Raw genomic sequence first — 25,125 nt, 5'->3', positions numbered from 1 at the left:
ATATTCGAATAGACACACCGAAGAATGGCGGCCGAACGAATGGCCGCCATCCTTGTCAGTATCAGTGAGGGGTCCGACAACAGGACCAGGTTTCCTGCCTACAGGTCCTTCGGTTCTTCGTCCCTGTCCTTCTGTCTGCCGTTGATCGTGCGGGTCATGGCCCGCACGGAGTCGAGATTTTCCTCCCAGCGGCTGCCGTCACGCGTACAGGCACGGAATGACTTGACGCCGGCTTCTTGGGCGGCCTGCCGAAGCTCGGCCCAGGCCTCTTCCAAGTCGGCCAGTTGGGCCGGTGTCAGCGGCGGGCGTTCTGCCTCCACGGGGGACGCCACAGGGAAAGATTCAGCTGCAGCTGGTGTCCGGCGTCGGCCAAGAAAGTCCCGCAGTCGAAAAGCCATATCTCCTCTTAGTAAACCGGGTAGTCGAAGTCATCGGGCTCAGGGTTTTCCGCGAGGGCAATATCCCCCAGGGCTTGTTCCTTGGACACTTCCTGCCCCTGGGGATCCAGCAATGCCCAACGAAAGACGGGATCCGGGCCAGACTGAACGACCCGCCGGACCCAACGGTAGCCGTGCTCTTTGAGCTTTTCCTTATCGTCCCGGAACTGCTTGTCCTTTTCGATAACCCGTTGCACCCGGGCTGTCGCTGATTGACCGGCGGCGCACCGGAGACAAACATGTCGGCGGCCATCAGTGCTGGACTGATGGAGGGCGAAAGCATCCGCCGGCAACAGCTCCTCGCACTTTTTGCACGTCTTCATTTCATGGGTGTGTGGGCCGGCGCTGGGATCGACCATTTCACCGCAAGCTCCGCAATGTTTCAGGTGTTTCAGCGCCATGCCCCGCAAACTACCAGACGGGTCCGGCACTGCACCCGGGCGGGCGAAAGACAGGCTCGCGGGGCTCGCCCTGGTTTCCGCTGCGCTCCAACCAGTTGAAGGGCGTCCGCTGACGCGGCCGGCTGTTGGGTCCAGGGCGCGCCGTCGCAGAGCTCCGGACCCCCTGGCCCTGCCTTGTCTACGACTTTTTTGGCTGCTGTCCTTCGGATTGTACGTACCCGTTCCGGCCCCTCTAGCCCCTCCGTTCCTCCGGGGCCTGCGGGCCAGGAATTTCCCTCCGGCGCTCGTTCCTCGCTTATTTCCTCCGGAAATTTCCTGCCCCTTGCCCTACGGGTAGACGGGCCTGCACGGGCACAGCTCCGCAAGCTTCGCCAGCAGCCAAAAAACAACTGTGAGTCTTGACGTGGTTGGTCTGGGACTAGCTGGCAGTGTTGATGCCGGTCGTTCTGTCTGGCGCGTGACTCGAAAAAACAATTGCCCCTTGAGGTGCGTTTCCCCCGATTTGTCCGCGCTGGGTGGAGCGGCCGGCGTTGACCTGTCCCACGACGGTGGCTTGATCAGAAGCTTGCCCGGCCCCTGAGGTTGTGGCTCATCACAGTTTTGCCTCGAAGTGACATCTCCCAGGTTCAACACCGGTCGTGATGCGACCAGTCTTGCCCGTTCGAAAGGAAGGAGGGTGGCCGCGTTGACCATCGTTGCGCAGACCCGCCCGTTCGTCATCGGAGTGGATTGTCACGCCCGCACACACACTTACGCCATCATCGACGCCAGTACCAAGCGGCAAATCGGGTGCGAGCAGTTCCCGACCACCCCGGCGGGGATGTCCCGCGCACTTGCGTGGGTAGGCCGACGGACAGACGGCGATATGGCCTGTCTATGGGCCATTGAGGGTATCGGCTCTTATGGTGCACGTCTGGCCCGCGCAGCTACCGACGCCGGCTACGACGTCGCCGAGGCCCCACGAATAAACGCCCGAGCGCGCCGGGGGATCGGCAAATCCGACCCGCTGGACGCCGCAGCCATCGGAACCGCTGTCCTGAACGTAGAGGAGTCCCAGCTCCGCACTCCGCGCTGAGATGAAGGAACCCGTGCCGGACTCAGGATCCTCAGCGCAGCCCGAGATCAGCTGACCCGGGATCGCACAATGAATGTCAACGCACTCATCGCCCTACTCCGGACACATGATCTCGGAATCGACGCCCGTAAATCACTGGTTCCCGCCCAGATCACCACAATCACCAGATGGCGGGAACGACAGGAACCGATCGAACTATCGATCGCCCGCGAGGAAGCAGTCCGGTTGTCTCGCCGCGTTCTCGAAGTGACCACTCAGCTGGCTGCGAACCAGAAGCGCATGACAGAACTAATCCAGCAAAGCCCCGCGGCGCCGCTGTTGGAGATGGTGGGCACCGGGGCTGTCACGGTCGCGACGGTCCTGACAGCGTGGTCACATCCAGGAAGGGTTCGCAGCGAAGCCGCCTTCGCCTCACTGGCAGGCGTGAATCCCTTGCCAGCCTCAAGCGGTAACACTGTCCGACACAGGCTTAACCGGGGCGGCGATAGACGTCTAAACCGAGCCTTGCACACCATCACCATGACCAAGATGGTCCATGACCCCGAAACACGGGACTACGTCGCTAAACGCACCCAAGAAGGTCGTAGCTACCGTGAAATCCGCAGGTCCCTCAAGCGCTATATCGCCCGAACGCTCTACCGCCAGCTCAACGTTCTTTACGCCACTGCGGAATCGGGGTGACCATGTTGCAGAAGTTAAAGCAGCCGGCGGTTGCCCACCCCGTTCGCGGTGGCCGGTGCGGTGTTGTTAGTACGGCGGGCCGCCCGTTGCCGAGCCTCGAACAATCCTCCCCAGGACGCAATAGAGGTCCGCTCAACGCCAGCTACTCGGCGACGCAAGAAGTAGCAGGTCCTGAGCAATCGCTATCGTCGCGCCTGTAGCCGGTCCTTTGCGGTTCCACCACTTAAGCTCCGCCTGCTCCCTCCTAGATGCCCGCGGCGGGAAGTTCTGGGATCCCGCGCTAGGCTCCGAACCGTCTCAAAACCCTTTGGTTTTCAAGACACTGGGGAGGTCAGGTCCTCGCGTGAAGAGATTGCGCAGCGCGTTTAGGATAAATCAGGGAGCGATGGATGCGGTTGGTGCCTGGTCGGGGTGTAGCCGCATCCATGCGGGGTCCACCGGGTCCATGGAAGGGTCCACCTTCAGCAGCCTGACCTGAAGGCCTACTGGCCCCCACGCTTTTACAAGTTTGCTGTGGGAGAGAGCGGCGTTGGCAAGCGGAGCGTTCTCCTTGCTCAGGATCTCCCCTCCGACGAAGACTTCCATGGGGCGGCCGAGGAGGATGTAGTCGACGTCTTTCCAGCCGTCAGGCAAGTTCTTGGCCTGGGCCAAGGGGTCCCGGTCGAGCTTGAAGTGCCAGAGCGGGCCGGACCATCCATCAGCGCTCCATCCCATTTTCACGAGGCCATTCCACGAGTTGTCATCCGTGAGAACAGTTGTGTTCCTGGGCAGGTTGGCATCCACATAGGCGAGTGCCTGCTCGTAGGCGACGTTTTGGTTTTCGGTCAGAGCGCGTCCTGACTCGGCCCCCCATGAAGGGGTGACGGCGAACGCTAACGCGGCAACCGATGCTGCGATGACTGCCCGTCCGGGCCATTTGAATGCTCCTGCGAGTTGGAAGCTGGCGGCGTGCCAGAGCTTCCATGAGAGGTAGACGATGACCAACGCAAAGAAGGGCAGTGGAGTGATGACGTACATGGCGGGGATGTAGCCGCCTCGAAGTGAGACGAGCAGGTACAGCACGGGGACGAGCGCGATAGGACGTGAGCGCCGGGAGAACAGCCCCACGACGCTCAGCAGCATCCCGGCGATGACTAGGTACGGGTCATGCCGCAGCCATTCCTTGAGGATGTTGTTCGCCCCGGAGCCTTCGGTGAACATAAACCCCGCTCCGCCACGTCCATAGAGCTGCCACGTAATGGCCTCCCACAGCGAGACGTGGCCGGCGCCGGGCACGAGCTCACTTTTGATCATGGCGAACAGGATCCAGCCGCTAACCAGGAAACCAGCTGTTCCCAGGAAACCGGCGAAGGAGAAGGCCCGGGTGCGCGGCCACGCAAATACCCACAGTGCGAGCAGTATGGCCGGCAACGCCACGGCAGCGGTCTCTTTGCTCAGCACTGCTATTCCGAAGGCAGCTCCTGCCGCGACGTGGTAGTGGAGTTTGGGTTTGCCCGTGGCCAGGGCGAAGCAGGCCAGCAGCCACACCATCGAGATGTTGTCGAGGAAGATCTGGCGGCCATAGAAAATTGTCAGCGGGCAGAAAGCCCACAAGAGCGGGGCGACGAGCGCAACGTATTTGGGCAGTCCAATGTTGCGGGCGATCTTGAAAATGAGGGCAGCCGCAACGACCGCGGTGAGCATCATCATGCCGCGGCCGGCGGTTTCGACCGGCATGTTGCCACCCCAGATCCACTGCGCCGGCTGGAGTAGCAACGCCATCTGCATCCAGCCGAGAGGCGGGTGGTCGTACCAGTAGGTGTAGTGCGCCACCGCCCCTTCATTGGAAACAGCCCAGGCCTGGGCGAAGTACGTACCCTCGTCGTCATTAATGAACTCGGGGTAGCCCTGAAGGTTTACGCCGTAGAGGATCGCAACGAGTGTCAGGACCGCCATCAGCGGAGCGGCATGCAGCAGCCTCGACCTCAAACTTCGTAAGGCCGCTGAGCGGCGATCATCAGTCTCTGGGGCCCTTTGAGCATCGGAAGCGGCGGTCTGTTGGGTCACGGTCATGCCGCGCTCTCCTTCCTCGGTGCCCTGACGAAGCTGACGGCGGACACACCCAGATGCGTCCCGGTATGCGGTGTCTTGTCCCAGACAAAGTTCCGGCGCCTGAACCGGACCGCCGCGGCCACGGCGCAGTAGAGAAGCATGGCCTGGTAGAACGGTGTCGAGAGGACCAGCACGGCATAATCCCGTACTCCGATCTTGAAGCTCATGTCGCGGCCGAACTCACGCAGGACCAGTACTTCAAAGACCACCGTGAGCAGCAGTGGAATGAGGGGCACGTAGGTGATCATCACGACGGCGGTAGGAAGCGCGAACATGATGGCTGTCACGAAGGCTACGGGCAGGAGGACACCGGCAAGCGCTATCGCGTACTGCTGGACGAGGGTCCACCATCCACTGACGCGGCGTTGCCACGTGGGGAGCTTTTTCCACTCGCCCTTGGACAACACCTGCATGAAGCCAAGACTCCACCGGGTCCTTTGCTTAATGAACGCCCTGATCGTGGTGGGTGCCTCTTCAAGGGTCGTGAGCGCCGGGTCGTAGACACACACCACGTGCTTGCCCAAGGCCGAAAGCCGCACGCCGATCTCGCAGTCCTCAGCGAGGCACTCACCGTCCCAGCCGCCAACCTGTTCAAGAAGGTGGCGCCACACAAAGACCGTGTTCCCGCCCAGCGGGATGAACCCGGAACTGGCGTGCCCGTGCAGGCGAGACCGGAACCAAATCCGGTACTCCAGGCAGTTGCGCAACGTGAACCAACGGCTCCGGTAATTGATCAGATGCACCGCGCCTTGGACCACGTCCGCATGGGTGAGCTGGAAAGTGGCGTCGATGTGGGACAACAGCCCCGGGGCCGTCAGGGATTCAGCATCGATGATCCCCACTATGTCCCCGGTGCACAGTTGCAGGGCGGAGTTGAGCTGCCGGGGCTTGTTCTTAATGGGGTCGGTGTTGACCGACACCTGAATCTGCTGCGGGTACATAGCGGCGAGCCTGCGGGCCCGGTCCACGGTTTCAATGTCGTCGTCGCCGACGGAAATGACGATGTCGACCCGGTCGTGCGTTTGGTCGAGCAACCGCTGAACTGTTGCCGCCATGACATCGAGTGGTTCATCACGGCATGGAATGATGACAGAGAAGGAGTGCCGGCTCGGGACACCCTCTGTCCGGAAATTGGTGGATTGATAGTTCTCGGGAGTCCGCCACGCGTGAAGCATCCACCACAGCGTTCCAACGCAGACCGCGAACAGGAGCACCGTCCCGAGCAGCAGGAAGAAGATCAGCAGGCTCATGCCGAGTACTCCGTTACACGATTGCTGGCTGCCCTGTGTCGGGGCGCCGGCCTTGGCCGGTACACCACGCGGCTGGCGAAGAGGAACCGAACGATGAAGGCGATGGCCAGCGTTGCCGCCTGTGCAAGCAGTGCCAGGGCGTGCATGGTTTCGACCAGTAGGATGAGGAACGGCAGCCGCACCAAGGCCTCGACGCTGTTGAAAAGTAAGTGCTTAGTCAGCCGGTTCCGCCAGGAGTTGACCCCGTCCCGCAGGTCGCGGAAGACGAACCTCTCCTGTAGCAGGAAGTTATGCAGTATTGAAATCTCGGCGGCGATGACCGCGGCGACTACGTAGTTGATGTCGAACACGCCGTGCACGAGCAGTGCCAGAATCAGCAGGTTGACCAGGGTTCCCAGCGCGCCGACTGCGGCAAAACGCGTCATGCGGTTGCTTCCAAGCCGCAGGATCCCGCTCATCGCTTGCAATGGGTAAGGCCGTCCTGGAGTGCTTGCGTCCGCGAGCACTCCAGGCATCGCAGTCCGTTGTATCGTCGTCGTTTGACTACCCGGAATCTCGGACTCGTAGGTTTTGGAACGGCCCCAATTCATGCGTGCAGTCATAGTTGCTGCTTTCCGTGAGTATTGGCAGTTCGCTCTGCGTTGCGATGCGAGCAGGCGGAATGTTAAGGGCGTGCGGCAATAGGAACTCCGGCGCTCTGTGTCTGATCACCTGCTGCCAGGGGCGAGGCGCATCGGCCGTCAGCTCGGATTTATTTCAGGTGGAGGGCCCATATTGGCGGAGTGTCGGAGGTGACCGGTGCCGCGTAGGGGAGTTCAGCGTCATCGCCGTTGTTGGGGGCGGTAAAAACAGCCTAGGTTGCCGTTTACGGACTTCGGTATGCCAGGAAGTACCTGTTTTCAAAATAGGGGACTACTTGGGTGCCCTTGCAAGCCGCACCGTGAAACGGTCGAGCTGAAGGGCATCGAGCCCTTGAGGAAGGACAGCGCCACTTTCTTGCAGGACCCGCCAAATCCAGAATCCTGACATCAACTCGAACGAGGACCTCCATGAGCGGAAGCCCCCTCAAGCATCGGACAGCGCTTGAGGTTGGAGAATCACATGCCTACTACTCAAGCCGACAGACGTAAGCCCCTAAGTTCGTGCGCGAAGCCTGGCGGCAAAGGCTTTCGGGCTAGATCGCGAGGACTTCCCCGGCCGACGCCTCTGTATCTGCGCGTTCCAACCAGGGCATGTTTCCCGCTCCTGGTGAAGCTCAAGATTGGAGCAATAAGTCCCGATAATGTTGAAAGCGCCTTCCGTCTGCTCCTTATGCCTTCCTAAAGTGTCCCTACAGCACGGCCACCGGGGAAGTCCCCGAATGAATACGTCAAGGGGGATGTATGAGCGCAGGTAGTCCGATCTCGCGGCAGGCCAAGGACCAGGTTGCTCTTCCTGCTCCGCCTAGGAAGCCCTTGGCAAAACCACAGGCAGTGCAGAAAACCCCGCCCTCCCTGCTTCGGGAATATGAAGTGCAGCGGCTGATCCGTGATCTGGCAGCCCTTGCAGCCACTCGCCGTCCGAAGGTTTCGTGAAGGGTTTTCCCGGTTAATGTTGCCTTCCTTGAGGTAGGTCAATCCCCGTTCCACCAGCGCCCGTTGCCCGAACGCTGTCCCGGGATCGAGGCCCGTCGCGTGCGGGGGCGGCCTCCCCGCATGCGCTCCTCCGGCCGCCGCTCACGCTGCCGCGGGCGCAGCAACACAAGGGGGAACCAGCCGGACGCCGGGCTACAGTGGAAAAGGAACACGACTCCACAAAGAACTGGGGGCAGCACATGAGCCACGAGTACATTCTCACGGACGACGACGCCGCACCTGCCGATGCCACCCATGCCCAGGACATCCTTGAGCTGTCGATGCTGACCCTGCCGCAGCCAGGCGCGCCGATCGTTGATAGCTCTTGGGAGAAGTCCCCGCTGGACCGATAACTTCATGCAGCGAAGACGCTGCCACACTGAGTTTCCTTTTGCTGAGGGAAAAACTGAGGCCGGCCCCAAGGGGCCGGCCTCAGTCCTTTAACCGCTGAAAAGGGCGTCCCCTGGCGCGGCCGGCTGTTGGGTCCAGGCCGCACCGTCGCAGAGCTCGGGACCCCTGCCCCTGTGTGTCTTCGACGTTCCGGCCCCTCTAGCCCCTCCGTTCCTCCGGGGCCTGCGCCGCGGACCGCGCACCGGGCCCTGAGCTGGGAACTAGGCTGCGTGGCGGGGGTCTTTCACCGATTCCAGGACTGGTCAAGCCCTGCCGTCACTCCCACTGACGTCCCCCCTCTTGGGGCAGGGCCGTCAGTGGTAGTGGCGGTTATTCAGTGGCCGCCGGCGGCAGCAGCGTTCTCGGTTACTGGCCGACCTGACCGCATGTTCCGTTGAGTTTGAAGTCCGACCACGCCGGGCTGCTGAAATCGGTGAAATCGTGGGACGTGGCCTTCAGCGAGGCGAGGTCGCTGTTTTCCGAATGGCTGCCGTAGCCAGGGGTCACACCGGGAACCTCGGCAACATCGCCCAGGGGATGGTGGGTATTCGCCTGGTCATTGGCACAGTCATACGATTCCACAATGGGGTGGATGGTGGCTGATGCAGCGGGAGCAAAACCCAGGCTTGTCCCCAGGACGATGACGCCGATTATGACCGGCGTCGTGAACCGTGACATTGGTTTCCTCTTTTCCGTTGGAAGACGGGCACGGGCCCGTGCCCACGATCATTAAGCTCCGGGGGCACCTGGATTGCAACGAAAATTTGGCGCAGTTCTTCGCCCCGAGGGGGATGTTGTCTTCCTCATGGTGCCCGCGGAGTACCGGGATCAACGCGCGGTAAGCCGCTCTATGCGGACTTATGGAGGAACGGGCTACTGTTGCGGCGGCCACGTCTCCTCGACGCTCCAGCCTTCAGTCCGTCTGTAGGCGGCGAGGATCGCCCCTTTGCCCAGGACTTGCTTGTGGTCCGGGGAAAAACGAAGGACCGCGTTGGTGCATTCCAGGCCTTGAAGGGCTGCCTTTGCCTTAACAAGGGCATCGTTCGGATCCACGCCGTGCACGGTGAAACTTCCGGCACTGGCACCCGTCGTGTACTCAAGGAAGTAAGGCACAGTGCAAAGTATGGCTTGTCCGGGATGGTGCAGCTAAGGCACAAGGACCCCAGTATTCAACACATTCGACGTACCTTATGGCGTGTGCAGTGAGCTAACAGCCGCACCATCCATCACCAGGTGGTGTGGGATTGACCAGATCCCATTCCCCTGTGGTCTTTCTTTGCTTCTATGCCCTCGGCCAGGGCCACTTCAGGACGGCACCCTTGGTCCCCTCCGTCAGCTGGTCGCAGTTGTGGACTGCCTGGACATTGCGCGGATTTCCTGTGCCAACTCGGGCGCGTGGTCGAGGAATCCCATGTGGCCCCCTGGCACTATCCGGCGAGGGACTCCGGTGTGGGAAGCGACCCACTGGGCGGCTTCTACGAAAAATGGTGCTGTCTGCTCGGCGCTGAGTACGGCCAGCGGCACGCTCATTCCTGACACGGGCGCCGGATCTGGCCGCCAGGACGCGAACGCGCCGAACTCAGCTTCCAGCAGGACTCGGGCGTTTGTCCTGATCCCGTCGAGGAAGTCCGGCGGCAGCAGGCCGGCCGCGTCTCCTGCAGCGAACCGGACGAAGGCCTCGGCGCCGCCGCCGAGTCCACCGGCCTCCACGCCGGCTGCGATCACCGGTTGCACGGTGGCCAGTGCGTCGTCGGGATTCGACAGAACGCTCAGCAGCGCCGGTTCGTGCAGCACGGCTGCGGCAAAGCGCCCGGGGTTCTTCAGGGCGGCGGCCAGCGCTATCAGCGCCCCGGTGCTGTTGCCGTACACGGTGCACGGCACGGTCCCGAGCTGTTCCAGGAGGGCCACAACGTCCTCAGCGTGCTGGTCCACCGAGGTCAAGGACCAGTCCGGCTGCTGAGGGCTGCGTCCGTTGTTTCTGCGGTCATACGTGATGACCTGGTGGTCTCGGGCCAGTTCCTGTGCCAGTGTGGCGTATTGCCGGGCGTCGCCTCCGGCGCCGGGGACCAGGAGCACCGGCGTCCCATGGCCTGTCACTTCAACGTACAACGTCGTGCCGTTCGCCTCCACCAGGGCGGGAGCATTAGTTGGGCTCATTGCCTTCGCCTTTCCGTGCGTGGTGTTACCTTTCACCTCATATTGGACGCCGTAGAAGATCTGCCGTCCAAGACCGCTCTGGACTCGCCTGATCACAAATTCTTATGATGTGCCATGGAGATCCGCCAGCTCCGTCGGTTCCTTGTCCTGGCCGAGGAACTGCACTTTGGCAAAGCTGCTGCCCGGCTCCACATCGCCCAGCCTGCACTGAGCCAGGAACTCAAAGCGTTGGAGAGATCTTTGGGGCTCCGCCTCCTAGACCGGACGCATAACCACGTCGCCCTCACAGACGCAGGCCGCCGCCTCCGGGAGGAAGCACTGCACATCATCCAGGCGCATGACAACGCCGCGGCAGCCATGGGCGAACTCCGCAGTCCTCCCAGCGGCATCCTCAACCTGGGCGTGGCCGTGGGGGTGCCGCCCCAACTTTTAGCGGAACTGCTCAGGGGTCTGGGCGCAACCGAAACAGCACCCGAGGTCGACGTCACCCCCGTTGCAGCGAGGGAAGGAGTCCAAAAACTTCTCGAGGGCGAGCTTGACGCCGTCTTCATTCACGCCGTGCCGCCACCGGACGAACGGCTCGGTGTTCTGACCCTGGACACCGAACCGATGGGGGTTGCCCTACCATCCGGCAGCGCACTGGCAAAGCTTCCAGCAATCAGTCCCACGGACCTCAACGGCCAGGCCCTGATCTGGTTACAGCGCGACGGCGATCCGGATGTCCGCGAACGGGTACTGGGATTGCTGGTCGATGAAGGAATGATTCCGGGCCCGCACCGCTGGTCACCGAGCACAGCCACGACCATGAGCCTGGTGGCTGCCGGCCTGGGCGTATCCTTCAAAACCCCGCACCAGGTGGTACCCGGGGATCCTCCCGGCGTCGTCTGGCGCCCGTTTGCCGGAGTGTCTCTCCCCATGCCGACCGTGCTGGTCTGGCTTCGGAGCAGCGCTTCGCCGTTGACCACCCAGATCGTCGCCCACGCCCGGCGCTACGTGGCACGAAAACCCTGAAGCGCCAGTGTGGTGCGGCGGTTCCATTTTTGGTCAACATGCATGGCCTTGTGCGGCTGCCCGTGATCCCCCAGGACTTTGCTGCAGCGAGGCGACAGTGAGTTCTACATTGGTTGCAACACCAAGAAGGCCCCGCACCATCGGGGATGAGATGCGGGGCCAACGATGCGGCGGCTCGGATCCTTGGGGGAAAGCGCCGAACCGCCTCGACAAAGCTACTAGCGAGTACCCGGTTCGACAAGCTGCATTTCTGCAGGCTGGGTCTGCATTCCTACAGATCCCCCGGTCCAACCGAAGCTACTTTTCATAGGGGTACATAACCGTGATTCATTTACGTGCTTGCGCGATGGTGCGCGTATTCGTTTGGGTTCAGGAGGCCCCGCAGGTGTGCCTTGAAGGTTAAGCATCGTCCTGTGGCATTGGGGGTTAGCCACCGGACGACGTTGATTCAAAATAGCGGGCTCCCGGGGCAACCTATACCGTTTTCCCAGTATGAAGCCGAACCTTACGCTTTCTTAATGCCTCCGACCTGCGGGTGTAAGGGTTCGGTAAAGGGGCGAGCGACCGGGCAGAATGATTGAATGAGCAGCGCCAGAAGCACTGGGCGGGCGGTTTCCATCCCGTCCGGGCTGGGGCCGTTTAAGAAGACCTGGTGCGCGTATCTCCTTGCTGTCGCTCTACCTGCGGGTGCGACTTTGCTGCTCCTGCCCGTCGAGGGGTTGACCCTGACAACGTATGCGCTGGTCGGGCTGTGCGCGGTGGTCGTTGTCGCTTTTTTGGGGGGTCTTTGGCCGGCGGTGCTGGCGGCGGTCCTGAATGCGGTGTTGGTTAACTACTTCGTCACGCCTCCGGTCGGTGCCTTGAGTGTTGAGGACCCGCAGAATTTCCTCCTGTTGCTGGTGTATCTGGTCGTTGGTGTCGCTATTTCCCTGGTCGTGAGCTTCGCCGCCCGGCGGTCGCGGGCGGCTGCCCTTTCAAGCGCCGAGGCTGCCAAGTTGAGTGAACTGGCCCGGATGTCGCTGGTCGAAGAGCAAAGCTCGGAGGGGTTTCTTGGCCAGTTGCGTGAGCAGTTCCAGTTGGACGGGGTCAGCGTCTTCGAGCAGGTCGATGCGGGGCAGTGGCGTTTGCGGGCCGCAGTAGGCCCCGCTGCACCACAAAATCTTGACGATGCGGACGTTCTCGATCAGCCACGGCCGGGGCTGGTTGTCGGCCTGAAAGGGGGCGGTTCAGTCGGTGCTGATCGGCGGCTGCTAGGCGCGTACGGGGCCCACCTGGCGGCGCTGCTGGAGCGGGAACGGCTGACGCTGGAATTGAGGGAATCTATCAAGCTGAACGAGGGCAACCGGGTCAAGACTTCCATTCTGAGGGCCGTGTCCCACGACTTGCGCACCCCCTTGGCGGGGATTGAACTCGCCCTCACCGCACTGCGCCGACAAAGCTCCAGGAGCAGCGATGAGCAGCGGGAAGACATGCTTGAGGTCGTTCGGAGTTCTACGGACCGGCTGAAGGGGCTCGTGGGAAACCTCTTGGACATGTCCCGGATCTCCAGTGACAGCGTCCAGGTGCTGCATGAGCCTGTGGCATGGCTCGAAGTAGTCCCCGGGGCCTTGGCCGGGCTTCCGGGCGGGGTTGTGCGGGTCGACATTGCTCGTAATCTGCCTCCCGTGGACGCCGACCGGGGGCTGCTCGAACGGGCGCTGGCAAACATCGTGGAGAATGCCGTGAAGTACGCCCCAGGCACGGACATCCTGGTGGAGGCTAAAGCCGGTAGCTGTCGGCGGGATCGCTCCACGGGCCGGCCATATGGTGTGCTGCGCGTGGTGGACCACGGGCCCGGTGTGGCGCCTGAGCGCATGGCTGCGATGTTCCAACCGTTCCAGCAGCTGGATGACAAGTGCTTTGGTGCTGGTATCGGCTTGGGGCTGGCTGTCGCGAAAGGATTTGTTGACGCCATGGGCGGCATGATCGGGGCCGAAGAGACGCCGGGCGGCGGCCTGACCATGAGCGTCAAACTGCCCCTCTACAGCGAATTCTTGGACGGCGAAGAGGCATGAAAAGCGTACTCGTGGTCGATGATGCGCCGGATCTCGTCCGCGCTCTGCGGGTCAATCTTGAGGAGGAGGGCTACAGCGTCACAACCGCATCGGATGGCGCGAAAGCGCTGCGAGCTGCTGCCTCCCACCCGCCGGATGTGATAGTGCTTGACCTCGGCCTTCCGGACATGGACGGCGTTGAGGTTATCCGGAGCCTGCGGACTTGGACACAGTTGCCCGTGATCGTGCTCTCCGCCCGCCACGGCTCGCCGGATAAAGTGGAAGCCCTCGACGCTGGAGCCGATGATTACATCACAAAGCCGTTTGGCCTGGACGAGCTCCTGGCCCGGCTTCGCGCGCTCGAGCGGCGTTCCTGGCCGGTCCGGGGTGCTGCCACGATAAAAGCCGCCGTTCTGGACATCGACTTGATGGCGGGAACGGTCTTCCGGGCCGGAGCACGCGTTCGACTGACTCCGCGGGAGTGGCGGATCCTGCAGTTGCTGGTCGAAAACCGAGGCACGCTAGTGTCCCACCAACGAATCCTGAACGAAGTTTGGGGACCGGCATACGAAAAGGAAACCCACTACCTGCGTATCTTCATCAGCCAGCTCCGGCGCAAGCTCGAAGAGGACCCGGCAAATCCCAGACATCTAATAACAGAACCGGGCATGGGGTACCGTTTCGAGATCTAGCCCTTGACAAGCAGCAACGCGTTCGAAGGTCATAGGCGGCAGGACAGGAGCGGCCGCCTGTCTGCATACAGTGGCCGCCAGACCAAGGTCGATTATCTGGTTCTCGACCCATCTCCCGCAGCTTTCAGACCCAGCTAAGCCGTCAGAGGGATGCAGAGAAGCCGGGCAAGCGGGCGACAACCTCGTTGGTAGGCTAGTGTCCGGCGTCCAGACGCGTGACTGTCGCTCCTGCTGGGATAGTTATTTCTCTTTGATATCTTCTATCGCCCAGGTCAGGATCGTGAGGTCAAGCTCGTCCCGATGCTGAAGGCCATGGACGTATGCATCGAAGTCGAAGGGTTCTGCCTCGCCTCCGTTCGCAAAGTACCGCAACCATAGTTCGTCAAGGGTGGCGATGTTGTGCTGCACCATGGTACGCGCGGCTGATCGTGGATCTTCCATATGGATCCCCTTGTCAGTTCCGCCGGTTGAAAGGCCGGGAGCTGTGTCGGTGACGGTCGAAGGTGCCCCGCTGCTTGAGGTACTACCCATGCTGTCACTCGCATTTGGGGTAAGTCAGTGAACGAGGCGTAATGTTTTCGTCAAATTCCTCGCCCGGGCATGGCCTCAAAAAGCCGCTAGACGGAACATACTTGTGGGTCACCTCGTCCTTGTTCGGGAAGACCAGGATGGCTCCCATGAGGTGGCTGCTAGGGGATGGGGTCGGCTCCCGGTCTCAGCACAGCTGGAGCCGGCACCCATTACCCTGCCGCCTCCACGTACCACACCAGCACTAGAGCTTCCTACTCGTCTGCGTCTTGAACGCTCTCTCGGGACACGGAGGAGAGCTCAGCGGTTGGCTGGGACCCGTCGGAGGAGGCGCGTACGGTTAGCTCTGCAAAACCGGGACTCGGAAGCGAAGCGCGGTCGAGTGGCGCCGGAAGGCGTAATGTTTTCGTCAAATTCCCCGTCCGGCCATGGCACCAGCGTGTGCCGCGTAGGGAAAAGATCTGATGGCTACCTCGACCTCCTCCGGGAGGACCAAAAACTTCCCGATGGGGGTAGCTGCTACAGGATGGGGTTGGCTCCAGGCCCAGCACAACCGGAGCCAGCACCCTATACACCGACCCGGGCAGACACCGGCAACCGGAAGGTCGAGATAATGTTTTCCGATCCTCGCCCAACAACACTGTCCTTGATCACATCAGGCGAACTCTCGGTGGAAGATCTCATTCAGGGACCTGGGTTATTCAGCTGCAGGACACGCCTTTGCCCATCTGTAGGCCGCCTTGCGGCGCGGGAGGTCCTGGTTCCTGCGAAACTCCTAAGCAACACATTCCGGCCGGCGGAGGCCTATCCTTTACCAGCCGTGGCACCCGGCACAGACAGGTTGCCTCGAAACGCTAGCCATCTAAGACACTTCGGTTATGGGACACATTTTGTCACCATCACCTGGGTATGTGGGCGCGCGTGCGCGTCGGGCGTTCTGTATAGCGTTCGTCATTAATAGGTCACATAATTGGGTCTTTTTGGTCGCGGTGCCTCGGGCTTACGATGGCGAAAATGCGGCCCATTGGGGGACGCAGGAACCGGAGGACTGAAATGACTACGCATGTCGCGGAGTGCAGCGTAACGAACTGCTCCTTCAACGATCACACAGCATGCAATGCTGCGGCGATCACGGTTGGCGGCACTGAAGACCATGCCGCGTGTGCCACCTTTATCGACATCGGAACGCACGGAGGATTGTCCAAAGTTCTTGCGGACGTCGGAGCTTGTCAGCGCTCTGAATGCGTGCACAACGACCATCTGATGTGTAAGGCGCCGGAAGTGCATGTGGGGCCTGGAGCGGATAACGCCGACTGCCTTACCTATTCCCACAGCTGAACCCGAAGTGCGTGGGCGGCTTAGAACGTTCGCTATGAACGACTGGTAGCAAGTCCCTTGCCAGCTCTGGTGGGTTGTTAGCTATTTGCTGCTGCCGCTGCGGTCGGGGCCGTTCCTATTGGAATGACATGTGGGCGGCCTTCCACTGGTTCAGGTAGCACGTGTGCGTCCAGGCCGAATATTTCCAGCAGGCGTGGAGGTGTGATGACTTCTGCGGGCGTGCCTTGGGTGATGATGGCCCCGTCTTTCATGGCTACGATGTGGTCGGAGTATCGTGCGGCGAGCGAGATGTCGTGCAGGACCATCACTATTGTGCGCTGGTGTACATGATTAAGTCGGCGGATAAGTTCGAGTACGTCTACCTGGTGCGCGAGATCGAGGTAGGTGGTGGGTTCGTCCAGGAGCAGGATCCCGGTTTCCTGGGCCAGGGTCATGGAGATCCACGCGCGTTGCCGCTGTCCGCCGGAGAGGTCATCAAGCGGCGTGTCGGCCAGTTCAGCGATGTCGGTCGCTTCAAGGGCTACTTGGACCACTGACTCGTCGGAAGCTGAAAATTGCTGGTACCACTTCTGCCGCGGGTGCCTGCCCCGCGAGACGAGGTCTGCCACGGTTAGGCCGGACGGTGCCGTGGGTGTCTGCGGGAGGACGCTGATGCGGGTGGCGATATGTCGGGTGGTGTGCTCCCGCAACGGGGCACCGTCGAGGAACACTTCGCCGGACCGGGGCGTGAGGAGTCTGCCGAGTCCTCTCAGCAGTGTTGATTTGCCGCAGCCGTTGGGGCCGATGATTGAGGTTACTTTGGCGTGGGGGACCTTGAACGAGAGGTCGCTGATGATGTTGGCACCCTCATAACCCAGAGTGAGGTTATCGGCCCGCAGGCCTTCATGGTGTCCTGTGGACGTATTCAACTCAGCCTCCGCTGGTACTTGAGGATCAGGTGGATCAGGAAAGGCGCCCCGAGCACGGCGGTGGCCACGCCGACGGGCAGGGGTGCGGAGAGGATATTCGCGGACAACGTATCGGCCAGCAGCACGAAGACGGCGCCGACCAGGGCGGAAACGCCCACGGAGGGAATCACGGTGGACGTCAGTGCGCGGGCTATCCGGGGGCTTGCCAACGCGACGAAGGCCACCGGGCCGGCCAGTACCGTGGCCACGGAGGCCAGCAGGACAGCGAGTGTGAGGACAACCAGGCGGATTGTCCCGATGCGGGCGCCAAGCCCGACGGCGGTATCTTCGCCGAGGCTGGTCAGCAGCAGCCACTTGCCGCTCACCATTGCCGCCAGGAGGAGCACGGCGGCGCTTAGCGCCATCGGCTGCACCGTCTGCCAATCCTTGCCGTTCATGGAACCCATCATCCAGGTCAGTGCCTGCGCGGCGCTCGTTACATCGCCCAGGGTCAGGATCCAGGTCGTGAGGCTTGCCGCCAGTCCAGATATTCCCAAGCCGGCCAGCACGAGCCGGTAGCTGTCCAGACCACGCCGATACGCGAGGAGGTACACCGCGACGCCGCTGAGGATGCCCCCGCCGAATGCCGCGGCCGGCATTCCTGCCGTGGCCGCGACTCCACTGAGCCCGGCGTGGCCGCCGCCAGCGACCACCAGCACGCTGACTGCCCCAAGGGACGCGCCGGAAGTAACTCCCAGCAGGTCTGGACTGGCCAGCGGGTTCCGTGCCACGGTCTGGGTGAGGGCGCCTGCTGCGGCCAGCGTGGCGCCGACGACGACGGCGGCCACCATCCGCGGGGCGCGGAACTCCGACACCGCCAGGTGGATGCGGCTATTGGAGTCATCGCCGAACAGAGCGCGGAGAACGTCGGGGTACGCCATGGGGGTGCCGCCGAAGGCGACGTGCAGCGCCATGGCGGCCACTGTCGCGAGGATGAGAAGGCCGGCGACAACCAGGACACGGACGTTGATGCGGATGGACACTGATCCTGCACGGAATGCCCTGATCCTGGTGGCGGCCAGGCTGGGTTTCCTGGTTGGTGTGGTCTGCAGGGCGGTCACAGGGTGGCCAGCTTCCGGCGCCTGGCCAGGTGCACGAAGAAGGGTGCGCCCACCACGGCCAGGACCACGCCCACGGACAGTTCCCCGGGGCGTGCCACCAGGCGCCCGGCCGTGTCTGCCAGGAGCACAACTGTTGCCCCGATGAAGAGGGACATTGGAACGAGCCACCGGTAGTCCGGGCCTGTGATCGCACGGGTCAGGTGGGGCACCAGCAGCCCGGCGAAGGCGATAGGTCCGGCCAGCGTGACGGCTGTTCCGGCCAGCAAAGTAACAGCGGCGATACCAACAGCGCGGGCGCGCAGCATCGAGATGCCCAGGGACACCGCCGTATCTGAACCGAGCGCCAGGGCGTTGAGGGCCCGGATATGGGTCAGGGCCAGGACAGCCCCCGTAGCGATGAAAGGCCACACCAATTCAAGGGTCCCTGCACGCCCTGCCAGGGACCCCACCTGCCAGAACCGCAGGGTGTCCAGCGCCTGGTCGTTAAGTAGGACGATTCCGGACACCAGCCCGGAACACAAGGCAGTCACCGCGGCACCGGCCAGGACCAGCGTGACAGGTGTGGCGCCGTAACGGGCTGCAGAACCAATCATAAAGACGAGCACGCTTGCCACCAGAGCTCCACCAAAGGCCAGCAGCGCCTGGGTCAGGGCAGGCAGTTCGCCAGCCACCGCGGTCGCAGCGACAATCGCCAGCGCGGCACCCTGGTTGATGCCCAGCAGACCGGGATCTGCCACGGGATTACGCGTGTGCCCCTGCACCAAAACTCCGGCAAGGCCCAGGCAAGCGCCGACACAGATACCCAGCACTGTTCGGGGCCAGCGCAGCTCTCCGATCGTCACGTCCATGACTGTGCCTGAGGGCGTGAAAACCGCGTGCCACACCTCCTCCAAGGACGACGGCTGGCCGCCGATGCACGTGCTCAGGATGCAGGCAACGAACAGCGCCAGCACCGAGGCGCCGAGCCACTGCCCACGGTTGCGGCGTGTGCTGCGTCCGGGGATGCCAGGCGGCGGCCCTTTTGGGGTCGTCGTCCAGGCCGCCTCCAGGCCTCCTGCCTTCAGGGTTTTCACATAGAACCTTCTATTACGTCACTGCTTTGTGAGCTAATTGCCCAAGTCCTGCTACAGTCTACGGCAGGCAAGGCAAGCCTTACCTTACGCATCGCATCCCGCACCCTTTATGAAGGCAATCCCTGTGAAAATTCGCATGACTCGGCAGCTGACTGCTGCCGCCGCCGGACTGGTCCTGCTGGCCACGGCGGCCTGCGGCTCCCCGGCCGCCACCACCAGTGACACGCCCGCCTCGGCTTCCCCCGAAGCCGCTGGCTTCCCGCTGAGCATGGAACACACTATGGGCACCACCACGATTCAAGAGGTCCCCAAGCGGGTCGTCGCGCTGGACCCCAGCTACATCGACGCCGCACTGCTGCTCAAAGCTGAGCTCGTGGGATACGTCCAGTACCGGCAGGATCCCAAGGCTCCCTTTGCCCCCTACCTGGGCGACGTTTCCGAGGCCACCAAGAACGCAGTGAACGTCGGCACCCTCGCCGAACCTAACCTGGAAAAGATCCTGGAACTGCAGCCGGACCTCATCGTGTCCGCGAAGGTCCGGCACGAGGCGCTGTATTCGCAGCTGTCAAAGATTGCCCCCACCATTTTTTCCGTGAGCACCGGACCCACGTGGAAGGAAAACGTTGTTTTCCTTGGGGAAGCTCTGGGCAAGAAGGAAAAGGCCGAAGAGCTGGTCAAGGCCTATGAAGACCGTGCTGCCAAAGTCGGTGCGGAAATCCTTGCCAAGAAGGCTGACGCCACTTATTCGCTCATCCGGTTCACCGGCGGTGACACCGCCCGCCTGTACTCCTCGAAGTCCTTCATCGGCGAGATCATGGCGGACATGAACATCCCACGGCCGAAGGATCAGCCGGACAGCGACAAGGAGATTTTCGTGCCGCTGTCCGCTGAGCAGATCCTGCAGGGAGATGCCGGGCTGGTCATGGTCAGCGCTTTCACCCCGGCAGGAGCCGAGGGCGACAAGGCCCGCGCCCAGCAGGAGGCCTTCAAATCCAACCCGTTGTGGCAGCGGCTCCAAGGCGAGGTCATCGACGTCGACGACGCCACCTTCCTCGCCTCGGTCAGCATCCAGGGTGCGCACGCCGTGATCACCGATCTGGCGAAGCACTACGGCGTGGATCCCCAGCTCCCGTAATGCCCCAGACCGCTGCTTCAGCTCTGTCTCCGCGGCACCCTGTACGGGTCTTCGAAGCAGTGGTGGCGGAAGTGCAGGACCTAAGCCCGCACTTCCGCCGCATCACCCTTGCGGGTCGTTCGCTCCGGGCATTCGGTGTTCCAGGCCCCTCTCTGGACCTGCGCATCAAAATGCTCCTGACCAGCAACGGGCACGCGCTCCAGTTGCCTGGCACCCCTGATGGCATCCTACATACGGGCTGGTACCAGGACTGGCTCCGACAGGAGCAGCCCGGGCGTGGCTACATCCGCAGCTACACCGTCCGGACCCTGCGGCAAGGTGCAGCAGGGCCGGAAATCGACATTGATTTTGTGCTCAACGGTTGCCCGGGCGGGCACAGCGGACCCGGCTCAGCCTGGGCGCGGGACGCTGTGCCCGGGCAACCGGCATGGTTCGTAGGGCCCGACGCCACCGCGGCAAGCGCCACCACACCGCTACCGGAACTGGGCATCAACTGGAAACCCGGAGATGCACACCGCGTGTTGCTCGCCGGCGACGAAACGGCCGTCCCGGCCATCAGCGCCATCCTCGAAGCCCTACCCCAACACTTCACAGGTCACGCGTTCCTCGAGGTCCCCGATGCCCGCGACGCCCTGCCAATTACCACCCGCAGCCAGGTTACGACCACCATCCTGAACCGCGACGGCGATACCATCCCCCGCGGCTGGCATCTACGACGTCTCGTCAGCGGCGCCCTCGCCAGCGGCGCCGTCCCGCTCGACACGTACGCCTGGGTCGGCGCCGAAGCCGGAACCGTAAAAAACCTCCGACGCTGCCTGGCTGGCGCCGGCCTTGACACCAAAAAGTCAGAATTGCGCGGCTACTGGTGCCTTGGCAAAGCCGGATCCGGAGTCAACGGTCTTCCGGTACCAGGCACGTAGCGCCAGAAATCCGCGAAAAGACGGCCTCCCACCCCTCATCCCGCGCTACCCACTTTTGAACCCCCACTGAAGGACAGCTATGCCTATCAACACTCTCGAACAAGCCACGTCCGTACCGTCAACCCCTGCCCTTACTTCTGAAACCGCAAAGGCTCCTGCCTACGGCGGGGCCGGGTACCCGCTGGCGATTCTGCGCATCCTGCTCGGCATGGTCCTCTTATGGGCCTATGTCGACAAGACGTTCGGCTTCGGGTTCTCCACACCAGCCGCCAAGAGCTGGATCGCCGGCAGTTCTCCGACCGCGGGCTACCTCGGAAGCCTGAAAGGGTGGCTGGCCGAGGCGTTTCAGCCTCTGGCCGGGAACACAGCCGTGGATGTGAGTTTCATGCTCGCTCTCCTGCTTATCGGCACAGCCCTTGTCTTGGGTATCGCCCTGAGAGCTGCGGCTGTTGGCGGGACCGCGCTGATGATGCTGATGTGGCTCACGGCCCTGCCAATCAAGACCAATCCGGTACTGGACGAACACATCATTTACGCTGCCGCCATGATCGCCCTTGCAGCCGCTGGCGCAGGCCAGGTCTGGGGACTCGGACGCCACTGGGGGTCGCTTCTCAGCGCTGCACCCGCACCAGTACGCGCTGCCCTCACGTAACAGTTCCGGTTCCACAGCGGCGAACACGACACGTCGCGGGCCTGACAGGGATCACCGCAGCGGCGGTCGGCGTCACCGTCGACATCTCCGTCTAGTCACCGAACACACCCTCTTCACGACGTCAGGCCATTTCAATGACATGGCGCTGCGCGCGCGGGCCTGCGCACCGCCCGGGTCAACCGCACCGGCGGCGCGTACCCGTCGTGCCTGGCCGGACTTATGCACCTAAGTCCCGGTCCTCGGATCAAGGGGGAGGGTCGGTCGCTCCTGCGGTCCGTGCGTGCGGTAGCGAAGCCCCTGTCCGGGTTGGACGGGTTCCATGAAGATGTTGGTCAGGCCGGCGAGTTGGCGGGGGAATAGGACCGCGGGATAAGTTGTTGAATCTTCAAGTAAGCGAAAGGGAGAGAGCGTCCAGTTGCTGGCCCATGAGGACAAAGCCAAGGCTGACTCCCTGGCCGCCGAACTCGGCGGCCAGGTCAGCACGGGCACCGTCGGTGATGCCATCGTCGGGTCCATCATTGTGCCGGCGGTGTATTTCGACGCTTCTCAGGAAGTGGTCTCCAAGTATGGTGATGCACTGGACGGCAAGGTCTACGTCGACATCACCAACCCGATCGATTTCTCTACCTTCGAGGGCCTGACCGTCCCTGCCGGTTCCTCCGCAGCCGAGGAATTGCAGAAAGCCACGGGCGCCAGGGTGGTCAAGGCGTTTAACACGACGTTCGCCGCCACCCTTACCGACGGCCAGGTTGCGGGCCAGCCCCTGGATGTCCTTATCGCCGGTGATGACGACGCCGCAGTCCAGGAGGTCGCGGATCTCGCCACGGCCGGTGGCTTGATCCCGCTCGTGGTCGGGCCGCTTCGCCGCGCGCAGCAGCTGGAACAGGCCGGTTTCCTCAACATCCTGCTCCCGGCTAACGACCAGCTTCCTCAATTCCAGTGGAATTCCGCCCTCAAGTTCCAGCCCGCGGCTGGATCTCGAGTACAGGCAGGGAGCTGCGATGAGCCCCCGGACGGTTATCAACGGGCGCGGCGAACCTGTATCTGGCCGTCACTGGTTTGAACGTCATAGGCAGGCTGGGGGCGCGTGGCTGGTCCGCGGACGACCGTGCCGTCGGCGAGTTTGAAGGTACTTCCGTGCCAGGGACACGTAACGCAGCCATTCTCGATTTTCCCCTCTTCGAGAGGTCCGCCCATGTGGCTGCAGACCGCGTCGACTGCCTGAATCGTGCCACCGGAGCGGTGGAGCAGGACCGAAACGCCCCGAACCTGCACAGTGCGGTGTTCGTCCTCAGCGAGCTCGTCTTCGGCGAGCACGGAAGTCCATTTTGCCGGGCCTCTTCGGTCCGCGGTCTTGTTTACGTTCACAGCGTCGGCATACGTCAGGTGCCCGCCCAGGTAGCCGCCGAAGGTCACCAACCCGAACCCGGCCAAGCCGAAGGCTTTGCCCAGGTTTCGACGTCCGCTCCTGCGCGCAATGCTGGAGGAGATGTAGCAGCAGAGAGCTGCACTGTTCGCCAGGCCGTGCACCATGCCCGTCCGCCTGGTCTTACCCTGCGTGTCAGACCAGTCGTTGAGGCCGGCCGCAGCAGTAGGAACAGCAGTTGCGATCCCCACCGAGACCAGGGCATCTGCGGCGGGCTCGGAAACTCGCCCGCCGGCGAGATCCAGGAAAGCGGCCATCGTCCATGCACCAATTGGCAAGTCAGTGAGCACCGGATGCAGTGGGTGCCCGATGACAGTACCGCTCAAAAGATTGCGGACCGTGCCGGGGCTCACGGCCTTCCCTACCGCCTTGGCTAGGGAGGACGCCACCCCGTCGAGCAAATCGAACTGCTCAATGGTATTAACTACAGAATCCAGCTTCATTGCGAACTCCTCGATCCACCATGCCGACCGGGGTGCTCCGGAGCAAACCCCGGTTTTCCCGCTATCCACCGAGAGCCATTGCACGTAAGTTTCGCACTGCCACTGGTGCAAGACAAGCATCTCCCCTCCCCACAAACAGGGGAGGGCAGGGACATGCACCAAGGAAGATCGATCCCCACTCCATGTAAGGGCTATTGGCCCTATAACGACCCCGAGGCCTAGGGGATGGTGTGACCATGCCGTTCTTTTTGGACTACGAGGCAGATGGCGCCGTTGTAGGCCACGTTCAGATTCCACGCATGAACAGTGAAGAAGCTTTCCTCTATGCGTGCACTGCCTTGCGCGGTCTGCGTTGCCTCACGGCCGCCGTCAGGTGCAGCGACACCATGAGCAGTCCTCCCGTTGATCACCGGGTTATCGCACGGTACACCCGCTCCGAGGGCTGGAAATCCGTAAACACCTAATATCCGGTCCGGGTAAAGTGAGCTTCCGCTGCTATCGACGCCTTCGGTTTCACGCCGCAGGGCCTCGCCGATGCCCCTGCCCACGAAGAGGATTTCGAATGCGTCGTGCACACCGGGAGCAGCTAACCCGGTCCTGTCCCTAGGCGCGGGTGCTGTTGCTGATCCTCGTGGGCTGTGAAGACAGCAGGCCCCACAAATGACCGCTAGGCGCCACCCACGTCAAACCGCTTGAGGCAGCAATCGCCGGCAGCGTGAGACGGGCCTGCTTGGGGGTTAGAGACGAGACTACTAGCCAGCACTCTTTTCCAGGCAATTCCGTACGTTCCCCCAATTGTGCGGAGAAGCAAGGGAAGACCTCGCAGCACACCCTATGCTGCGGGGTCTTCTGCTGCCTCCTGTGTCCGGCTGGTCCCCGACAAACTTTGAACACTCAGGTGCGTCCCGTGAAGGACGCGCGGCCGTCCTGTCTTGAAAATCAACAGTTTTTCAAGACACAGACCCCGGGCCTTGGAAGGGTCGGAGGCGGTGCGCCGGGAGGCGGAATAGCTTGGTACTCGGCGTCTCGTAAAGGCGTCTCGCAGTAAATTGTCTCGCCGTAGGTGCATCGGGGGCTTTTCGAGTCAGAATTGCTTTGTGAGGTTACTGGGTTACACCCGGGTCAGTACTTCCAGCCAGGACGCCCAGCTGCAGCTGGATGCACTGGTCGCCGCCGGTGTGCAGAAACGTGATGTCTTCGCTGATGTGACTTCCGGTAGCAAGACGGCGATCGAACGGCCTGGCATGAAGAGACTCCTTGAGTACGCCGAGGAAGGCGACACCGTGGTTGTGTGGCGGGTCGACCGGCTGGGCCGGTCGTTGATCGACGTCCTGAACACGGTGGCCCTGCTGCGCGGCCGCGGTGTCCAGGTCCGGTCGATCTTCGATGGCATCGACCCTGCAACCTCGACGGGGCGGCTGATGTTGAACATGCTCGCAACCCTTGCCGAGTATGAGCGCGAGCTCATTGTCGAGCGGGTCAACGCTGGCATTTCAGCAGCGCGCCAGAGCGGCACACGCTTCGGCCGGCCGCTATCCGACCCCACCGTCATCGCGGACAAACTCGCGATCGCCCAGGACGCGCGTGCCAACGGCCGCACGGCCGAGGACGCCGCCCGCCTCGTTGGCTGGAGCCGTGCCACGCTCTACCGCCACCAGCATGCCCGTGCTGCACGCGAGAGAACCGCGAACTAGCCCCGAAACTACACGCTGCCTGAGGGCTGGGGTTTCCCGGCCTCGCTTGGCCAGCGCCCAGGTCCACTGCACGGACC

Annotated in this window: 23 protein-coding genes and 2 pseudogenes; 11 read left to right on the top strand and 14 right to left on the bottom strand. The window is 62.5% G+C overall.

The features are described from left to right. Positions 1-98: 98 nt before the first annotated feature. Positions 99-320, bottom strand: a complete 222-nt coding sequence (locus tag AC3IMC_RS15695; protein WP_490919518.1) for a hypothetical protein — start codon at positions 318-320, stop codon at positions 99-101. An 86-nt stretch (positions 321-406) separates the two neighbouring features. Beyond that, positions 407-838 (bottom strand): hypothetical protein, encoded by a 432-nt coding sequence (locus AC3IMC_RS15690; RefSeq protein ID WP_490919517.1) that lies wholly within the window; start codon positions 836-838, stop codon positions 407-409. 685 nt (positions 839-1,523) lie between these two features. Between AC3IMC_RS15690 and AC3IMC_RS15685 the strand changes: the two are divergent. Continuing rightward, positions 1,524-2,594: pseudogene (locus AC3IMC_RS15685) on the top strand (IS110 family RNA-guided transposase). A gap of 375 nt (positions 2,595-2,969) precedes the next feature. Here the strand turns inward: AC3IMC_RS15685 and AC3IMC_RS15680 are convergent. The 3 genes from AC3IMC_RS15680 to AC3IMC_RS15670 form a co-directional block, all read right to left on the bottom strand. After that, positions 2,970-4,529 carry an ArnT family glycosyltransferase gene (locus tag AC3IMC_RS15680; RefSeq protein ID WP_490919515.1) on the bottom strand — a complete coding sequence of 520 codons (1,560 nt, stop codon included), beginning with the start codon at positions 4,527-4,529 and terminating at the stop codon, positions 2,970-2,972. A 113-nt stretch (positions 4,530-4,642) separates the two neighbouring features. Continuing rightward, entirely contained in the window at positions 4,643-5,935 is a 1,293-nt protein-coding gene (locus AC3IMC_RS15675; RefSeq protein ID WP_490919514.1) for a glycosyltransferase, read from the bottom strand. After that, complete coding sequence (locus tag AC3IMC_RS15670; RefSeq protein ID WP_490919513.1) at positions 5,932-6,393, bottom strand: GtrA family protein; 462 nt, start codon at positions 6,391-6,393, stop codon at positions 5,932-5,934. Before AC3IMC_RS15670 ends, AC3IMC_RS15675 begins: the two co-directional genes overlap by 4 nt. Positions 6,394-7,748: 1,355 nt before the next feature. Between AC3IMC_RS15670 and AC3IMC_RS15665 the strand changes: the two genes are divergently transcribed. After that, complete coding sequence (locus AC3IMC_RS15665) at positions 7,749-7,901, top strand: hypothetical protein (RefSeq protein ID WP_490919512.1); 153 nt, start codon at positions 7,749-7,751, stop codon at positions 7,899-7,901. A gap of 403 nt (positions 7,902-8,304) precedes the next feature. Here the strand turns inward: AC3IMC_RS15665 and AC3IMC_RS15660 are convergent, their stop codons facing one another. From AC3IMC_RS15660 to AC3IMC_RS15650, 3 genes are all read right to left on the bottom strand, one after another. After that, positions 8,305-8,616 (bottom strand): hypothetical protein, encoded by a 312-nt coding sequence (locus AC3IMC_RS15660; protein ID WP_490919510.1) that lies wholly within the window; start codon positions 8,614-8,616, stop codon positions 8,305-8,307. A 195-nt stretch (positions 8,617-8,811) separates the two neighbouring features. Continuing rightward, the gene (locus AC3IMC_RS15655) at positions 8,812-9,051 is read right to left on the bottom strand and encodes a hypothetical protein (protein WP_490919508.1); all 240 of its coding nucleotides are present in this window, start codon (positions 9,049-9,051) and stop codon (positions 8,812-8,814) included. A 219-nt stretch (positions 9,052-9,270) separates the two neighbouring features. Next, the gene (locus tag AC3IMC_RS15650; RefSeq protein ID WP_490919507.1) at positions 9,271-10,095 is read right to left on the bottom strand and encodes an alpha/beta fold hydrolase; all 825 of its coding nucleotides are present in this window, start codon (positions 10,093-10,095) and stop codon (positions 9,271-9,273) included. A gap of 114 nt (positions 10,096-10,209) precedes the next feature. Between AC3IMC_RS15650 and AC3IMC_RS15645 the strand changes: the two genes are divergently transcribed. From AC3IMC_RS15645 to AC3IMC_RS15635, 3 genes are all read left to right on the top strand, one after another. Continuing rightward, positions 10,210-11,106: a LysR family transcriptional regulator gene (locus tag AC3IMC_RS15645; RefSeq protein ID WP_490919505.1), complete on the top strand. Its 897-nt coding sequence runs from the start codon at positions 10,210-10,212 to the stop codon at positions 11,104-11,106. 581 nt (positions 11,107-11,687) lie between these two features. After that, the gene (locus tag AC3IMC_RS15640; RefSeq protein WP_490919503.1) at positions 11,688-13,160 is read left to right on the top strand and encodes a sensor histidine kinase; all 1,473 of its coding nucleotides are present in this window, start codon (positions 11,688-11,690) and stop codon (positions 13,158-13,160) included. Continuing rightward, complete coding sequence (locus tag AC3IMC_RS15635; protein ID WP_490919502.1) at positions 13,157-13,831, top strand: response regulator; 675 nt, start codon at positions 13,157-13,159, stop codon at positions 13,829-13,831. Before AC3IMC_RS15640 ends, AC3IMC_RS15635 begins: the two co-directional genes overlap by 4 nt. Positions 13,832-14,071: 240 nt before the next feature. Here AC3IMC_RS15635 and AC3IMC_RS15630 read toward each other — a convergent pair whose 3' ends face one another. Next, a complete protein-coding gene (locus AC3IMC_RS15630; protein WP_490919500.1) occupies positions 14,072-14,272 on the bottom strand; it encodes a hypothetical protein in 201 nt (66 codons plus the stop codon). A gap of 1,140 nt (positions 14,273-15,412) precedes the next feature. On the opposite strand from AC3IMC_RS15630, the gene AC3IMC_RS15625 reads away from it, so the two are divergent. Then, entirely contained in the window at positions 15,413-15,697 is a 285-nt protein-coding gene (locus AC3IMC_RS15625) for a DUF1540 domain-containing protein (RefSeq protein ID WP_490919498.1), read from the top strand. A gap of 77 nt (positions 15,698-15,774) precedes the next feature. On the opposite strand, the gene AC3IMC_RS15620 is transcribed toward AC3IMC_RS15625, so the two are convergent. From AC3IMC_RS15620 to AC3IMC_RS15610, 3 genes are read right to left on the bottom strand one after another with little or no spacing between them, the layout of a single operon-like run. Further along, a complete protein-coding gene (locus tag AC3IMC_RS15620) occupies positions 15,775-16,605 on the bottom strand; it encodes an ABC transporter ATP-binding protein (protein WP_490919496.1) in 831 nt (276 codons plus the stop codon). Continuing rightward, complete coding sequence (locus AC3IMC_RS15615) at positions 16,602-17,705, bottom strand: FecCD family ABC transporter permease (protein WP_490919494.1); 1,104 nt, start codon at positions 17,703-17,705, stop codon at positions 16,602-16,604. Before AC3IMC_RS15615 ends, AC3IMC_RS15620 begins: the two co-directional genes overlap by 4 nt. Continuing rightward, positions 17,702-18,778, bottom strand: a complete 1,077-nt coding sequence (locus AC3IMC_RS15610; RefSeq protein ID WP_490919492.1) for a FecCD family ABC transporter permease — start codon at positions 18,776-18,778, stop codon at positions 17,702-17,704. Before AC3IMC_RS15610 ends, AC3IMC_RS15615 begins: the two co-directional genes overlap by 4 nt. A 136-nt stretch (positions 18,779-18,914) precedes the next feature. Here AC3IMC_RS15610 and AC3IMC_RS15605 point away from each other — a divergent pair, with 136 nt between their 5' ends. From AC3IMC_RS15605 to AC3IMC_RS15590, 4 genes and pseudogenes are all read left to right on the top strand, one after another. Then, the gene (locus AC3IMC_RS15605) at positions 18,915-19,913 is read left to right on the top strand and encodes an ABC transporter substrate-binding protein (RefSeq protein ID WP_490919490.1); all 999 of its coding nucleotides are present in this window, start codon (positions 18,915-18,917) and stop codon (positions 19,911-19,913) included. Then, positions 19,913-20,833 carry a siderophore-interacting protein gene (locus AC3IMC_RS15600; protein WP_490919488.1) on the top strand — a complete coding sequence of 307 codons (921 nt, stop codon included), beginning with the start codon at positions 19,913-19,915 and terminating at the stop codon, positions 20,831-20,833. Before AC3IMC_RS15605 ends, AC3IMC_RS15600 begins: the two co-directional genes overlap by 1 nt. Positions 20,834-20,912: 79 nt before the next feature. Further along, positions 20,913-21,485 carry a hypothetical protein gene (locus AC3IMC_RS15595; protein ID WP_490919486.1) on the top strand — a complete coding sequence of 191 codons (573 nt, stop codon included), beginning with the start codon at positions 20,913-20,915 and terminating at the stop codon, positions 21,483-21,485. A 406-nt stretch (positions 21,486-21,891) separates the two neighbouring features. Next, positions 21,892-22,548 (top strand): annotated as a pseudogene (locus AC3IMC_RS15590) (NADPH-dependent F420 reductase); the annotation flags it as partial. Here the strand turns inward: AC3IMC_RS15590 and AC3IMC_RS15585 are convergent. Together AC3IMC_RS15585 and AC3IMC_RS15580 are read right to left on the bottom strand one after the other, a co-directional pair. Continuing rightward, positions 22,506-23,354 carry a Rieske (2Fe-2S) protein gene (locus tag AC3IMC_RS15585; protein WP_490919485.1) on the bottom strand — a complete coding sequence of 283 codons (849 nt, stop codon included), beginning with the start codon at positions 23,352-23,354 and terminating at the stop codon, positions 22,506-22,508. The pseudogene AC3IMC_RS15590 and the gene AC3IMC_RS15585 overlap by 43 nt on opposite strands. 218 nt (positions 23,355-23,572) lie before the next feature. Then, a complete protein-coding gene (locus AC3IMC_RS15580; RefSeq protein WP_490919483.1) occupies positions 23,573-23,929 on the bottom strand; it encodes a hypothetical protein in 357 nt (118 codons plus the stop codon). 522 nt (positions 23,930-24,451) lie between these two features. Between AC3IMC_RS15580 and AC3IMC_RS15575 the strand changes: the two genes are divergently transcribed. Further along, the gene (locus AC3IMC_RS15575; RefSeq protein ID WP_490919482.1) at positions 24,452-25,048 is read left to right on the top strand and encodes a recombinase family protein; all 597 of its coding nucleotides are present in this window, start codon (positions 24,452-24,454) and stop codon (positions 25,046-25,048) included. Positions 25,049-25,125: the final 77 nt, after the last annotated feature.

Source organism: Arthrobacter sp. E70 (assembly GCF_058266945.1).
The sequence above is the reverse complement of the archived record's forward strand: the minus strand, read 5'-3'. Positions and strand labels throughout refer to the sequence as shown.